The following is a 14,774-nucleotide window of genomic DNA, read 5'->3' on the forward strand; positions in this document are numbered from 1 at the left end:
TAGAACATCCTAAGTTTACTCAACAGGAGGTAATACCGTCATGATTCCCTTAACCATGGCCCCTTTATCAAATATACAAGCTCAGGAACAGGCCCAATCCATCTCCTCTTCCAAGCTTAAAACTGCGGCAAAAGGATTGGCTTCCCCCCTCTTCCTGGTTGGAATAGGCTTCACCTTCCTGCTCGCCCTGCTTGGATATGCGCTCGCTCTGATTCCCGGCGTGCAGCGGATTGGACCCATGGCCTGCGCTATTGTGCTGGCGGTTGCATACCGCCAGTTCCTCGGATATCCTCAAGCCCTGGCTTCAGGCATTCAGTTCTCATCCAAGTATCTGCTCAGGCTGGCCATTATTCTGTTCGGCCTGAAGCTGAACATTAGCGTCATTGCCCAGCAGGGCGCAGGCATGCTGCTCCGTGACGCTGGCGTAGTTATCTTCTCCATCTTGGCCACGGTATGGATTGGCCGGAAGCTGAAGGCTGACGCCCCGCTGACCCTGCTGCTGGGCATCGGCACAGGAGTATGCGGAGCTGCTGCCATTGCGGCCGTGTCCCCGATCCTGAAATCCAAGGAGCAGGATACAGCCGCAGGGGCAGGGCTCATTGCTCTTGTCGGCACGATCTTTGCCGTCACCTATACTCTGCTGCTCCCGCTGCTTCCGATGGGCAGCACGCAGTACGGGATGTGGGCGGGACTCAGCCTGCACGAGCTCGCCCATGTGGCGCTTGCTGGGGCACCGGCTGGGCAGGATGCGCTCGCCCAGGCCCTGCTGGCCAAGCTCGGCCGTGTATTCCTGCTCGTTCCGCTCAGCTTTGTGCTCATGTACTGGATGAAGCGCAGCGGCAAAGCCGAACCGGGAACCCGGATTCAATTCCCCTGGTTCCTGCTCGGCTTCCTGGGCATGAGTCTGCTTGGAAGCTTCGTGCTGGGCCGCGCAGTCGTGGTTCCTGACTCCGTCATGAATGCCGTCTCGGTGATCACCACGTTCCTGCTTACAGCTGCCATGGTCGGTCTCGGGCTGAATGTGGATCTGGCCCAGCTTCGCACCAAAGCCGTACGCCCACTTCTTGCCATGATGGTTACCTCCGTGCTGCTCTCTATGCTTACCTGGCTATCGGTCTAATTAGACCTTCCAATACACATTTATTCTGAATTCCTGTACTCCCTTGGCGTCATCCCGGTAACCTTCTTGAACACGCGGCTGAAATACTTCTCATCCTGGAACCCCACCATCGCTGAGATTTGTGACAGCCGCATCCCTGAGCTTCGCAGCAGTTGCTTCGCCTTGTCAATGCGCAGGTTCGCCAGATAGTCGGACAGATTCTCGTTCGAGACCTGCTTGAACTTGCGGGAGACGTTCTCACGGCTGATAAAGAACCGGTCAGCAATATGCTGCAGTGTAATTTCCTTGTCATAATTCGCATAAATATACTGCTTGATATCCTCAACAAGCTGGTTGTCCTGCTTCTTCGTATTCGAGAACTCGCTTGAGATTTCCAGCAGCGTATGAGTGATCTGATCCCTCCAGTAGGCCAGAGAAAATTGCCCCTTCTCATCATACGGAAGCTCCATCCGTATCAGCGGCATAGCTGCAGGCAGTTCACCAAGCAGCTCTCGTCTCCAGCGCAGCAGCCCAGAGGTCAGCTCCCGGTGCCACTGCTCCACCTGCTCCGCCGTAATGACCCTTGTCAGGCTGGCCTGCTCATACCAGTCCTCTACAGCGCTGCGAACCCGGGCCGGATTGCCGGATAACACAGAGAACTTGAACTTCTCCACATAGGCGGCGAACGGGGAACGGACTTCATCGTTTCTCCTGCTCCCTGCAAAGGCATGAACCCGCCCATTCCTCTCCAGCACGTTCCGTCTTCTCAATGCCTCGAGCGCTTCCCCGAAGGATTCCCGGATATCTTGGGGAAAGGAATGCGCCCTGCCCCATCCGATATCGAACTCGGCATCATAGATCTGCCGCATCACTTCATTAATCCGCCGCAAACATCCTTCCATCCTGTCATCTGGATCACAGAACAAAAGGGCGACATCTGCTCCCGAATTCAAGTAACGGAAGGCATGTCCCCGGCCGCAGCCAGCAAGCACCTCATTGCAGATATTGACCGTCACATAGGAAGCCAGCTCCAGATCATCGCGCAGCCTTTCCAGAAAACGGCGGTTCAGCGGATGTAAGGACAGGACGGCAACTCCAGCTTTTTCCGTCCCCCGGCTGATTCCGAATTCCTCCTCGATTCTCCCGTGGTCCAGCTTCTGATAAGGAATCTTGCCGGAGACAAAATCGGACAGCAGCTTATCCCAATATACCGGACGCAGAACGTTCAGCTGGATTTTCTGTTCAAGCAGCCGAAGCCTTTCTTCCTCTTCCTGCTTCCACTGCTCCAATGCCCGCTCTGCTGCCGCCATCAGCTGCTTGCTGTTCAAGGGCTTCAGCAGATAGTCGGTCCCGCCATACACAATGGCAGGTTTGACGTAATCGAAATCCTGATACCCGCTGATCACAATGGTCTTAGAGCAGGGCGAGTTCTCATGAATCCACTTGAGCAGCTCGGAGCCGTCCATTAACGGCATCACCATATCCGTAAAGATCAGCGCCGGTCTCTCGGCTTGGATAATCTCCACCGCGTCCTTCCCATTTTCTGCTTCAAACACCGCATTTATGCCGTAGTCCTCCCAGGGAATGAAATACCTAACTGCTTCACGCACATGCATTTCATCATCAACGATTAGAGCTTTCATGATCTTCTCCTTCCCCAACCTCTTGAAGCTTTCTTACCGGAAAGATCAGTGTGACTGTCAGACCCGAAGGCTCATTGGCAGCCATTTCGATCGTAGAGGTCTCACCGAAGTACAGCCGCAGCCGGGCCATTACATTACGCAGCCCAATGCTTTCAGACATTTTGGTATCATCAGATATAATAGCGCTTTCAATTCGACGGACCTGCTCGGCACTTAGGCCTGTTCCGTTGTCAGACACAGACAGAACGAGATCATCGGATGGGTTCAGCCTGCTGGCAATCCTGATCTGCCCCTCCTTAATTCCTTCCTTGAAGCCGTGCTTGAAGATATTCTCCACAACCGGCTGCAGGATCATTTTAGGCACCTGCACCGTGCGGGTTCGTTCCTCAATATCAAAAGTCACCTTCAGATTGTCCTCGCCAAATCTCCCCTTCTGAAGCAGCAGATAATTCTCCACATGTTCCAGCTCTTCCTTCAGCGTCACCTCTGCTTTCCCGGTCGCCATCGTATAACGCATCATGCTGCCCAGAGAATAAATCTGGTCATACACCTTGGGCGCGTTGTAGCGCAGGGACATGGACCCGATAGACTGAAGGGCATTATACAGAAAATGCGGATGAATCTGAGCCTGCAGGGCCTTCAGCTGATTCGTTTTGTTCGCGAGTTCAAGACGGTATTCTTTAAGGATAAGATCATCGATTGTCTTGGTCATATCCGTAATTTTACGGGCCAGCAGTCCAAACTCGTCCTCGGATTTCACCTCGACCCGGGCATTGAGCTGCCCAATCTGTACCTTCTGCGTGTAGGAGATCAGCCGTTTAATCGGCGTTGTAAACCGGATGGAGATCAGCACCGCCGCCACTACTCCGACAATCAGGAAGACAAGTCCGATCACCGCATTAATCTCGGTGATATGTCTCGCGTCGCTGTATAGATCCTCATAAGGGACCAGCTTGATTAAAGCCCCCGTGAACAGCGGAGTGGTAACCCGCCTGAAGAATACAATTCCTTCAAAGCTCTGATCGTGACAGGAAAAGTACCCGCTTGCTTTACCCTTGGGAAGGTTGCTCCAGCTGGCTGATAGCGGTTTGGTAAGCGTTCCAGGCTCTGAGGAATACAGTACCCTGTGCTGGTCATTCACCAGATACAGCTTCTCCCTGCCCGCGCTGAACATCGACTTGGTCATTCCTTGAAGCTCCGTCATCTTGAAATCAATCGACAGATTAGCCATAACCTTATCGCTGGGGGCGCGGAATATAGGGAAATGGGCGCTGAACACCTCAGTCGTCTCTGACTTCAGGCTGGGTACGCTGATTTTTAATCCGTACCGGTGATCCAGATGCACCGGCTCCAGGAAAGGCCGGCCGCTTCCAGACGGATCAGCCTGAGGTTCATAGTCTGGATTCCTTTCCCTGCGGAACAGTCCCTTGATCAGCGTATTAGACTGCTGATTGGCCTGAATGTACAGGTGAATCTGATGGATATCCCGGTTCGACTGGAACAGGTTATACAGCTGGCTTGCGATAATGTCCCGATTATCCGAGAACCCGCCATCCGCACTCAGCGGATCTGAAGGCTTGGTGTTCTGAATCGCCGTGTACAGGGAATTCGGCAGATTGATACCGCTGTACACGGATAAAGCCAGTTGATTGATCCCCGCAAAATAGTTGGTGAGATTGGTGTCCCCAAGCGTCAGCAGCTTGGTGTTCTCGTTGATCGACTTAGCAGTTACCGACTCCTTGGTATACAGGTAAGAGACGATTAGCGAGATCCCTGCTGGCAGAACTGCAGCGAGCAGAAGCAGCGACATCAGCTTTGTTCGTATGCTTTTTTTCCTAAACAACGCCCCGCCCACCTTTTTTTTCCAACATATTAGCAGAGTTCTGCAATATATTCCACCTTTATCAGCATGAATGTGAGTGTTGAGGGAGTGCACCCCTTTTCTATAATAAGGGCAAGAAGTATTAGATTATAGAGAAGGAGAGCCATCATGAGAAGAAGATTTGGATTGCACAAAGGCTGGGATCAGCAGCTTGTATTCCTGGGTCCATGCCTGCTGTTCTTTCTGACCATTGTAGTCACACCCTTTCTGCTCGGATTCTATTACTCGTCCACAGATTGGAACGGTCTTGACCTGGATAAGGCTGTCTGGACTGGAGCAGCCAACTGGACAAGAATATTCACCGATGACCCCAAGTTCTGGGAGTCCTTCTGGTTCACCCTGCGTTTCACCGTAATTTCTGTCATTATTGCCAACGTCCTTGCGCTCGCACTGGCCCTTATGCTGATGAAATCACTGAAGACCAAAAAATTGCTGCGCACGATCTTTTTTGTACCGAATGTGATCGGAGGAATTCTGCTCGGATACATCTGGCAGTTCATCTTCACCAAGGGCTTCGCCACGATCGGGGAGATAACCGGCCTTTCATTCTTCCAGCTGCCTTGGCTGGGTACGCCAAACACCGGGTTCTGGGGTCTTATTATCGTCTTCGTGTGGCAGACTGCCGGATACATGATGGTCATCTACATCGCCTCGCTGGCTGGAATTCCGAAGGACCTGATTGAAGCTGCACAGATCGACGGAGCCCGCCCGCGCCAGGTGCTGCGAAGCATCTATATGCCGTTGATTATGCCGGCGATTACCATCTGTCTCTTCCTAACCACCTCGAACGCGTTTAAGATGTTCGACCTGAACCTGTCGCTGACAAAAGGGGGACCGGGCACATCTACCCAATCCCTAGCCTACAACATCTATGCCGAAGCTTTGATTAACAACCGGTATGGGCTCGGTACAGCCAAGGCGCTGCTGTTCTTCTTCGCCGTATCCCTCATTACGATTACCCAGGTCTGGATTACTAAGCGGAAGGAGGTCTCCGCCTGATGCATACCACAAAAGAAAGATACCGGCTGAGCACGTTTATACTGGAGATTGCCGCTATTCTGCTCGCACTGCTGTTCTTGTCTCCCTTCTATCTGGTTATGGCCAACTCGGTTAAAAGCCTGAAGGAGATTCTGCTTGATGCCGCTTCTCTGCCGGCGATATTTCACTGGGAAAATTATAAAAACGTCTGGGAGGTTATCAACTTCCCGCACGCCTTCTGGAATTCGTTTCAGATTACCGTGATCAGTGTGATTCTGATCGTTCTGTTTAGTTCCATGGCGGCTTATCGTATTGTAAGAAAACCGACGCGCTTCAATAATTTTGTGTTCCTGCTGCTCATCTCCGCCATGATCATCCCGTTTCAATCGCTCATGCTGCAGCTTGTAAGGGTGACCAGTCTGCTTGAGATCCGCGGTGAGTTGTATGGCATCATCGCCTGCTACCTGGGATTTGGGATGCCGCTATCGGTATTTCTGTTCCACGGCTTCATCAAGACGGTGCCTCAAGAACTTGAAGAATCAGCAAGAGTGGACGGGGCTAACCCTTACGGCGTCTACTTCCGGATTGTGTTCCCGCTGCTTATTCCAATTACGGTCACCGTGATTATTCTCAATACGCTGTGGATCTGGAATGATTACCTGCTGCCAGTTCTGGTCATTGGAGGCAACAAGGATCTGACCACCCTGCCGGTGGCGGTAACCAAGTTCTTCGGTCAATACACGAAGAAGTGGGACCTCGCTCTAGCCGGCCTGATGATGGCTATTACGCCGATCCTGCTGTTCTTCCTGCTGCTCCAGCGTTATATTGTGGAAGGGGTTACCGCCGGGTCTGTAAAAGGATAGTCCGCAATAATATCCACTATTTCAAGCAAAATTTTAAGTGTTAGTGCAAACGTTTCTCCACTAGAATGGCCTTGTAACGTAAATTATTGGGGAGGTTAAGAAATGAAAAGATGGAAGCTCGCTCTTATCACAGCCGCCGTGTTTGCCCTGGTGCTCTCGGGCTGTGGCAACGGGGCAAAGACTGCCACAGAAGGCACTGGCACTAATACCAATGAGAAGTCCGCAGAGCAGACTACACCTAAGAAAGACGTCAAAATCAAAATGTTCCAGTTCAAGGTGGAAATTGCGGAAGCGCTTAACGAACTCGCCAAGGAATATGAGAAAGAAAGCGGGGTCCAGCTTGAGGTGGAGACTCATGGCGGCGGCGAAGATTATAGCGCGCTCCTGAAGGCCGAGCTGGCTTCTGGATCTGAGCCTGAAATCTTCAACAACGGCGGTTATGCCGGACTTGTGCCTTACATGGATCGAGCTACCGATCTGAGTAATGAAGCCTGGGCCAAGGATCTGATTGATACCGCCAAAGCGCCGACCACCGTGGACGGCAAGCTGTATGGCATGCCGATGAACGTCGAAGGATACGGCATTATTTATAATAAAGACTTGTTTGCAAAGGCAGGTATTACCGAAGAGCCTAAGACACTCCCACAGCTGAAAGCAGCGGTGGAGAAGCTTAAGGCAGCGAACATTACCCCGTTCGAAGCCACCAATGAATGGTGGTCGCTCGGAATTCACCTCGTGAATGTCGGTACGGCCAACCAACCCGATCCGAAGAAATTTGTGGAGGATGTCAAAGCGGGCAAGGCCACATTTAAAGGCAATGAAGTATTCAAACAATGGCTTGATCTGGTAAATGTGATCTTCGACAATGCCCAGAAGGAGAAGATGACCACCGATTATGCCACTCAGGTAGCTAACTTCGCTGCTGGCAAGGCAGCCATGATGATGCAGGGCAACTGGACGCAAGGCGATATTGACAAGGTTGATCCGAATCTGAAGCTGGGTATTCTTCCTCTTCCCATTGGTGACAAGGAGGGCTCCGTGCTGATTGGCGTTCCGAATAACTATATTGTGAACAGCAAATCCGAGCACCCGGAAGAAGCCAAAGCCTTCCTTAACTGGCTGGTCACCTCTGAGACCGGCAAGAAGTTCATTACCAAGCAGTTCAAGTTCATCCCTGCCATGACCACCATTAAAGCCGAATCCGGTGATATCGGACAGGTCGCGGTTGATCTTCAGAGCAAATCCTCCACTGCGCTGGGCTGGTACTGGGATCTGTTCCCGGATGGGGTCACCCAAGGCTTTGGAGCCGCCATGCAAGAATACCTCGGCAAGCAGATCAATGGAGACCAGCTGCTGGAGAAGCTTGATAAGGCTGTCAGCGACATTGTGAAACAGTAGGCCCAGCTGAAGCTGCGCATGGTCTATACAATATGGAAAGCGGAAGTCCCTTCCAAGGGGATTTTCCGCTTTTTTATTTAATACGGCCTTAATACTAGCCTGAAAGCCCTATTATAAATGTCAAAATTGTAAGAATTATAGATTAATTTGTCTAAATTTGGTACATTAGTTTTACTTCTAAAGTTGCAAAGGCAAACCCGTGGAAACCCGGGGACGCAAAGCCACGTGCCTAAAGGAACTCTCAGTCCTATGGTAGACAGGCCGCCAATCATTATTCTCAGAATGAAGAATGAAGTATGAGCGCTGTCTATTTAGGCAGGCGCTTTTTTTTATTTTTATAAATTCAGGAGGGTTGATGTCAAACACCGTGGGTTTCCACAGAGCATTCTGTAGGGAAGAATCGCCATATCAAAGGAGAAGAGATTGTGGAAAAAGCAAGGAATCTATCATTGAAGTACAAGGTTTCAATTATCGTTATCGTTGTGGTTGTGCTTATTTTTGCGGCGGTCTCTTATTTCAGCCTGAATATTCTGAAGACGAATCTATCTAATGATTTGAAAAGAGAGCTGCTAAGTGTAGGAACTCTGACCAGCATGCAGGTCGATCCGCAGCAGGTCAGCCGCCTGATCAGTAAGAACGGGCCTGGGAACCCGGACTTTACAAACCTGCAGAAGCAGCTGGATCAAATTCAGAAAGACCAAGGTGTGATGAGCTGGAGTTATATCTGGAGCCTTAAGGACGATAAAGTGACCACTCAGGCGTTCACAACGAATCTGAATGAAATTTACAAACCCGGCGCGCTGTTTGCTGATCTGGCTCCTATTCACCTGGAAGCTGCGAAGAAGGTATATGCGACGGGAGAATCCCAGGTTACCGATATCTTCGATGATCCATTCGGCACCTGGAGAACGGTGTTCTCTCCCATCAAGGTGGATGGACAAGTCATCGCAGTGATCGGGATCGACTATTCGGCGGATTACATCCACAAGCTGTCAAACGAGGCCCGCAACCAGCAGGTGATTATCACCCTGATCGGACTCGTAATTGTAGCTCTTGTTATCTACTCCATCATCAATATGATTCTGAAACCGCTGAAGTCGATTGTGCATGTGTCCAACCGGATTGCAGAAGGCGACCTCAGCAGTGAACAGCTCAGCTATAAGTCGAACGATGAAATCGGCCAGCTTAATTCGGCTGTTGTCAAAATGCAGACCAGTCTGCGTACTCTGATCCTGAACATTCAAGAGTCGTCCGAGCATGTGGCCTCGTCTTCCGAGCAGCTGACCGCAAGCTCCCAGGAGACTGAGACTTACTCCATTAAGGTTAACAACGACATGGCTGAAGTGGCCGAGAAAACTCAAATGACCTCCAAGATTACCGATGAGACTGTAACGGTTCTCGAAGAGACAGCCATCGGCATTCAGCGTATCGCTGAATCCACTTCAGCCGCATCAGAGGAGTCCGAGCAGATGGCTCTTAGCGCTCAGAGCGGACAGGAATCCGTTCAGAAGCTGCAGAACCAGATGAACAAGATTACGGATTCTGTTACCCGTATTGCAGATGTCATCCAGCTGCTTAACTCCCAGATTGGCGAGATCAATGAAATGACCCAGCTGATCACCGATGTGGCTGAACAGACAAATCTTCTGTCACTTAACGCTTCTATTGAGGCTGCACGCGCCGGGGAGCATGGCCGCGGCTTCGCGGTGGTCGCATCCGAAATCCGCAAGCTGGCCGAGAGCACAGGGCGCTCTGCCAGTACCATTGCCGAACACTTAGCAAGCATTACACACAGCACAGAGGAGTCGCAGACCATTGCCCAGGAAGGGCAGCAGGACGTTCGCCATGGTCTCGCTCTAATGGAGGAAGCAGCCAAGGCATTCGATCAGATTCTTGAATCCACCAAGAATGTGGCCATGCAGATGCAGGAAGTCTCTGCTTCCTCCGAGCAAATCTCGGCTTCGTCCGAAGAGGTTACCGCTTCGGTAACTGAGCTCAGATCGGCAGCTGGGGATATTGCGGTCAAATCCGATCAAGTCGCTTATGCCTCAGGACAGCAGCTGCAATTTATTAAGGAAGTGGCCAAGGCTACAGAATCCTTAAGCGAGACGTCACAATCCCTGCAGGAATTAATCAAAACATTCAAAGTCTAACAGACAGGAGCGATGATCTTATGGGTTATGCAGGACTACAAGGCAAGTCGGCGCTGGTCACTGGCGCCAGCAAAGGCATTGGCAGAGCGGTGGCACTGGAGTTCGCCAAAGCTGGAACAAATGTGATGATCAATTATATCGGCGAGGATAGCGATGCCCTTGCTGTCAAGAAAGAAGCCGAGAGCTATGGAGTGAAGGCGGAGATTTTCCATGCCGATGTCAGCGACTCGGCCCAAGTGCGCGACATGTTCACCACCTTCGACCGCCTGTTAGGCAGGCTGGACATTCTGGTGAACAATGCCGGAATCGCCCAAGCTGTTACCGTAAGAGATATGACGGATGAACAGTGGGACCGGATGATCAAGGTTCATCTGTACGGCACGTTCTATAATGCCAGAGAAGCAGCCCGCCGGATGTGGGAGAACCAGGCAGGCAAGATCATCAATATTTCCTCCGATCTAGCCAGTCTCGGCTGCGAGGAGTTTACGCATTACTCCGCCGCCAAGGGCGGCATCAGCTCCTTCACCAAGGCGCTCGCCCGCGAGCTTGCTCCTCACATCAATGTCAACTCGGTGGCACCGGGAGGCACCTTTACCGACATCTTGGCGGACTTTGGCGAGGGTTATGAGGAAGAGGAAGCCGCAAAATACCCATTGAAACGGCTCGCCCAGCCCGAAGAGATCGCCAAGTCCGTTCTGTTTCTGGCTTCCGACGATGCGAATTTCTATACCGGCCAGATCCTGGGACCTAATGGCGGCAGCGTAATGAACTAAACGGATTATAGCAGGCTTATACAGGAGGAACATCATGACATCCATTATCGTATTTCTGATTTACTTGGCCTTCATCTACTATATTGGCTTCAAAGGTTATCAAAAAATTAAAACCGCCGAAGACCTGCTCGTTGCTGGCTGGAGCATGCCGCTGTATGTCGTGGCGGGCAGCCTGCTGGCCGCCATGCTGGCAGCGCCATTCTTCTTCGCCGCAATCGGCTCCGGCTACAGTACCGGCGGCTTCGAGGGTACGGCAACCATGGCCGGACTCGGCACCTGTATGATCCTGGGCGCCTTCATCTGGACCCGGCCGCTGCGCCGGCTCAAGGGCTGGACGATCGCCGACTATTACGGGCTCAGATACGCCAGCAAGAAGCTCGGCGCATACTCCGGCTCCGTCATGACCATTGCATTCGGCTTCTTCAATGCCGGTGCATTAACTGTCGGCGGTACCTATATCCTGCAGGCGATCTTTCACCTGGAATTCATTCCGGCCGCTCTGCTGTTCGTGCTGCTGACCGCCCTGTATTCCATTATTGGCGGGCTGTGGGCGGTAGCCTACACAGAGGTTATTCAAGGACTGCTCTCCATTCTGGGTATTCTCGGGATTACGATCGCCGTCATTTACTCGTATCATGATAACATCTTCCACCCCGACTGGTGGAACATTAGCACTCTATACAACAAGGGCGGCGCTACCTTCTGGAGCCTGTACCTTGTGCTGGCGCTCGGTGACATTCCTGCAGCCGATCTCGGGCAGCGGGTAGCCGGGGCCAAGAACCCGAAGATCGCCCAGCGGGGCATGATCATCTCCGGGATCGCGGTCATTGCGATCAGCTGGATTCCTGGCATGCTTGGGGAAGCATACAAGTATATCTACCCGGGCAGCCAGAATCCAGAGAACCTGATGCTGGCCTTCGCCCAAGGCTACTTCCCGCCGCTCGTCTCCGCCATCTTCCTGACGGCGCTCGGTGCGATGGGCATGTCCACACTGGCCGCGTGCTTTGTCGCGTCCTCGGGTGTATTCACCAAGAACATTTATCTCGATTTTATTAATACGAATCCGTCACCAACCAAGCTGCTCCGGGTATCCCGCATCGGAATCGCGGTAAGCGCCGTGATCGGCTTCGTTCTGGCGATCAACTTCCAGCAGATTATTGACCTCGCTTATCTTGCCTGGGATATCATCTTCGTGACGGTATTCTGGCCGCTGGTGCTCGGGCCATTCTGGAAGAGAGTGTCCACCATTGCCGTGTGGGCGAGTATTACGGTGGGTCTGCTCTATTACATCCTCACTTCGATCTTTGGGGTTCCCGGCTGGACCACCGAATCGACCGGATTCTTCGGACTGGTTACTGATCTGTGGATGATGCCAGGCATGTCCGGCGTAGTTGTATCCGGAATCACCATTGTGCTGTTCAGCCTGATCTTCCCGGCAACCCCGGCGGTACAGGCTATGTTCGACAAACAGAAGGATGCTTCGCTGGATGATGTTGACGGCACGGACGATGTGAACTCCGGCTTTAACCTGGAAGCCCGCGCTTAAAGAACGGGTTAAGCCCTTCTGCCACTTAAGCTGCTTGAACCACTTGAACCACTAAGCCACCTAAGCTGCTTAAACCACTGGAACCGATTATAGCGGTTGATCCGCTTGAACAGATTAACCGATGAGACCGGTCCAGAGGATAGCGGTGATAACATTGAAAAATGACATCTCGGCCGCAGCCTTCTTGAGAAACTCTTGAACTAATCCGTATCCCTAGCCCTTGATCTGTGTGTGGATGCGGGTCAGGGCAGCAGGTGACGGTTTCCACTTCAAGGCGTCACTGTCTATTCTGGGATGTACCGGATAGGCAGCGTATATCACATTTACTAATACATTTACTATAAATAAGGGTGCCCCAAGCCATATCCATGGCTGGAGGCACCCTTGTTATATTGCCCGCGTATCTAACCGCCTGCTGCAACAGCCATTACAGCAGCTGGATACTAGCTATATAAGTTGAACAAATAAATGCGCGGATGAATTAACCTTATAAGGTGGGCGGCCTGTCACAAAGGCGAGCGCTTCGCTTCTCCAGAATCATTTTCCACTCTGCCTACTCGTATTCTTAAGTTCAACTTATAAAGAAACAAATCTACTAATCCCAAACCTTTGCGATAGGAAGGTTCCACTCACGTCTATTCCCAGCCGTCCTCCTGAGCAGCAAATATTGTATCATTCCCTTAAGACTCTACCCGCTCACTTCAGGAGTTCACAGAGGGACTGCGAAGCAACCGCCTTACAATTCCACCCGTCTGCGTTCTCTCGCCGACTGCAGACAAGCATCGATCAGTCTCATATTATGAACGGCATCCTCCGCTTCAAACCTCGGCTGTCTAAGGCCAAAGACGGCAGCAGCCACATCATCAACCTCCAGCACGTAAGAATTCACGCCCTCAGGTCTCTCCTCACGGGAAGTGCCGTCCTTATATACGGTGAACGCCGTATTCTTCTCTCCTGCCGTGAATGTGTGTGGCACTTCAATTCTTCCTCTGCTCCCAAGGATTTCAAGGAACTCCCGACCTTCCGCCCACATGCCGCAGTCAAAGGTAAGCCCCACTCCGCCCGGGAACTCCACCAGTCCGGAAGCCATCATATCCACGCCATCGTGTGCATCGGAGAACTGGGCCTGTACGGTGGCTGCCACAGGTTCGGCTCCCAGGATAAGTCTGGCTGCGCTTAACGGATAACAGCCGACATCATACAGTCCGCCTCCCCCATATTCCCGCTTCGCCCGGATGTTTGTGATATCCGGGTTATTGAAGGTAAATACACTCCGTATTCCCCGGATTTCCCCAATCTCGCCTTGCTCAATCAGCTCCCGGACCCGGTCTAGCCGCGGATGGTGCCGGTACATGAACGCTTCGGCCAGAACCATACCGGTTCTGACACTTGTCTGTGCCATTTCGCTTGCCTCAGCCGCATTCAGTGCTAACGGCTTCTCGCACAGCACATGCTTACCCGCCTCCATCGCCTTAATGGCCCATTCCCGGTGGAGATGATTCGGGAGCGGGATGTACACCGCATCAATCTCAGGGTCGGCTAACAGCTCCTCATAAGTGCCGTAAGCTTTATCCATACCGAACTGTGCCCGCACCGCTTCCGACTTATCCAGATTGCGACTGGCCACGGCAGCTAACACTCCAGTAGCCGACTGCTGAATCGCAGGCATAACCGCCTTAATTCCGATATCTGCCGTGCTTATAATTCCCCAACGAAGCTTCTTCTCCATCTGATGCACCTCTTGTCCCATGAATGTAGTTTACCGCAAGTCTATCTTCCCCTATTTCATACCACACCTGGATTCATAGTTTCAAATTCTTCCATTAATCCGAAGACAGCGGGAAATGCATGGTAGGCCCGAGTGCTTTGAAGAAGTGCCGAATAATAATCTCCACGATAGACACATATGAACAACCTAACCCATATAAAAAGGCTCATATAACCCGATCCAAGCTACTGGAGAAGATGTTTGCATTCTATCAGATGATCATTACAAGCTGGATTCGATGCAGACCAAAGAGACTGTCCCAAGGCCAGGTGATTATGGCCAAGACAGCCTCATAAGAACGAATTAGTACGCACTGACACTTCTTAACGCCACCTGCTTATTCCTCAGGCTTGCTGATGAACTCATTCGGGATATCTTCACCATCCGCATTATGGTTCTTGAACTGGCTCTTGCGGCCCGGCCGATGCTCCCCACCCCGTACACTGCTCACACTCTGACCGTTATTATCAGATCCCTTAAAACCCTTCGGATCGTTCTGCTCCGGATGTGTCATTTCAAATCCCTCCTCGGTTACCAATAGTGAATCCTATCAGTATTATGGCTTCTTCTTCTAAAATCATGCACAGATTCCATGAATCCATTGACCCTTGACAAAGGATACTTCGATGCATAAAATGGAAACAGGTTAAATGAATGAACCATTCATTTAT

General features: G+C 51.7%; 11 protein-coding genes and 1 riboswitch. Of the genes, 7 read left to right on the forward strand and 4 right to left on the reverse strand.

The genetic code is table 11. The features are described from left to right. Positions 1 to 40: 40 nt before the first annotated feature. Complete coding sequence (locus tag KJS63_RS11230; protein WP_244862571.1) at positions 41 to 1,120, forward strand: YeiH family protein; 1,080 nt, start codon at positions 41 to 43, stop codon at positions 1,118 to 1,120. A 20-nt stretch (positions 1,121 to 1,140) separates the two neighbouring features. Here KJS63_RS11230 and KJS63_RS11235 read toward each other — a convergent pair whose 3' ends face one another. Both KJS63_RS11235 and KJS63_RS11240 read right to left on the reverse strand, forming a co-directional pair. Next, positions 1,141 to 2,742 (reverse strand): response regulator, encoded by a 1,602-nt coding sequence (locus KJS63_RS11235; protein WP_213619222.1) that lies wholly within the window; start codon positions 2,740 to 2,742, stop codon positions 1,141 to 1,143. Then, the gene (locus KJS63_RS11240) at positions 2,723 to 4,585 is read right to left on the reverse strand and encodes a sensor histidine kinase (RefSeq protein WP_213619223.1); all 1,863 of its coding nucleotides are present in this window, start codon (positions 4,583 to 4,585) and stop codon (positions 2,723 to 2,725) included. Before KJS63_RS11240 ends, KJS63_RS11235 begins: the two co-directional genes overlap by 20 nt. A gap of 147 nt (positions 4,586 to 4,732) precedes the next feature. Between KJS63_RS11240 and KJS63_RS11245 the strand changes: the two genes are divergently transcribed. The 6 genes from KJS63_RS11245 (at position 4,733) to KJS63_RS11270 (ending at position 12,335) form a co-directional block, all read left to right on the forward strand. Beyond that, positions 4,733 to 5,623 (forward strand): carbohydrate ABC transporter permease, encoded by an 891-nt coding sequence (locus tag KJS63_RS11245; RefSeq protein ID WP_213619224.1) that lies wholly within the window; start codon positions 4,733 to 4,735, stop codon positions 5,621 to 5,623. Then, the gene (locus KJS63_RS11250; RefSeq protein ID WP_213619225.1) at positions 5,623 to 6,465 is read left to right on the forward strand and encodes a carbohydrate ABC transporter permease; all 843 of its coding nucleotides are present in this window, start codon (positions 5,623 to 5,625) and stop codon (positions 6,463 to 6,465) included. Before KJS63_RS11245 ends, KJS63_RS11250 begins: the two co-directional genes overlap by 1 nt. A 102-nt stretch (positions 6,466 to 6,567) precedes the next feature. Further along, positions 6,568 to 7,863 (forward strand): ABC transporter substrate-binding protein, encoded by a 1,296-nt coding sequence (locus KJS63_RS11255; protein WP_213619226.1) that lies wholly within the window; start codon positions 6,568 to 6,570, stop codon positions 7,861 to 7,863. Between the two features lie 180 nt (positions 7,864 to 8,043). Continuing rightward, a riboswitch (cyclic di-GMP riboswitch) is annotated at positions 8,044 to 8,132 on the forward strand. A 156-nt stretch (positions 8,133 to 8,288) separates the two neighbouring features. Continuing rightward, positions 8,289 to 10,016, forward strand: a complete 1,728-nt coding sequence (locus tag KJS63_RS11260; protein WP_213619227.1) for a methyl-accepting chemotaxis protein — start codon at positions 8,289 to 8,291, stop codon at positions 10,014 to 10,016. Between the two features lie 20 nt (positions 10,017 to 10,036). Continuing rightward, a complete protein-coding gene (locus KJS63_RS11265; protein ID WP_213619228.1) occupies positions 10,037 to 10,789 on the forward strand; it encodes an SDR family NAD(P)-dependent oxidoreductase in 753 nt (250 codons plus the stop codon). A 34-nt stretch (positions 10,790 to 10,823) separates the two neighbouring features. Beyond that, entirely contained in the window at positions 10,824 to 12,335 is a 1,512-nt protein-coding gene (locus KJS63_RS11270; RefSeq protein WP_068620971.1) for a sodium:solute symporter family protein, read from the forward strand. A gap of 736 nt (positions 12,336 to 13,071) precedes the next feature. Here KJS63_RS11270 and KJS63_RS11275 read toward each other — a convergent pair. Together KJS63_RS11275 and KJS63_RS11280 are read right to left on the reverse strand one after the other, a co-directional pair. Beyond that, on the reverse strand, positions 13,072 to 14,064 hold the full coding sequence (locus tag KJS63_RS11275; protein WP_213619229.1) for a Gfo/Idh/MocA family protein: 993 nt from the start codon (positions 14,062 to 14,064) through the stop codon (positions 13,072 to 13,074). A 376-nt stretch (positions 14,065 to 14,440) separates the two neighbouring features. Next, positions 14,441 to 14,617 (reverse strand): hypothetical protein, encoded by a 177-nt coding sequence (locus KJS63_RS11280; RefSeq protein ID WP_213619607.1) that lies wholly within the window; start codon positions 14,615 to 14,617, stop codon positions 14,441 to 14,443. Positions 14,618 to 14,774 lie beyond the last annotated feature (157 nt).

This window comes from Paenibacillus sp. J22TS3 (genome assembly GCF_018403205.1).
GTDB classification, from domain to species: domain Bacteria; phylum Bacillota; class Bacilli; order Paenibacillales; family Paenibacillaceae; genus Fontibacillus; species Fontibacillus tuaregi.

Excerpts from the sequence above, each read along its gene's own strand:
- KJS63_RS11245 (WP_213619224.1), top strand. The coding sequence starts at position 4,733 with ATGAGAAGAAGATTTGGATTGCACAAAGGCTGGGATCAGCAGCTTGTA.
- KJS63_RS11255 (WP_213619226.1), top strand. The coding sequence starts at position 6,568 with ATGAAAAGATGGAAGCTCGCTCTTATCACAGCCGCCGTGTTTGCCCTG.
- KJS63_RS11280 (WP_213619607.1), bottom strand. The coding sequence starts at position 14,617 with ATGACACATCCGGAGCAGAACGATCCGAAGGGTTTTAAGGGATCTGAT.
- KJS63_RS11265 (WP_213619228.1), top strand. The coding sequence starts at position 10,037 with ATGGGTTATGCAGGACTACAAGGCAAGTCGGCGCTGGTCACTGGCGCC.
- KJS63_RS11250 (WP_213619225.1), top strand. The coding sequence starts at position 5,623 with ATGCATACCACAAAAGAAAGATACCGGCTGAGCACGTTTATACTGGAG.
- KJS63_RS11230 (WP_244862571.1), top strand. The coding sequence starts at position 41 with ATGATTCCCTTAACCATGGCCCCTTTATCAAATATACAAGCTCAGGAA.
- KJS63_RS11275 (WP_213619229.1), bottom strand. The coding sequence starts at position 14,064 with ATGGAGAAGAAGCTTCGTTGGGGAATTATAAGCACGGCAGATATCGGA.
- KJS63_RS11235 (WP_213619222.1), bottom strand. The coding sequence starts at position 2,742 with ATGAAAGCTCTAATCGTTGATGATGAAATGCATGTGCGTGAAGCAGTT.
- KJS63_RS11270 (WP_068620971.1), top strand. The coding sequence starts at position 10,824 with ATGACATCCATTATCGTATTTCTGATTTACTTGGCCTTCATCTACTAT.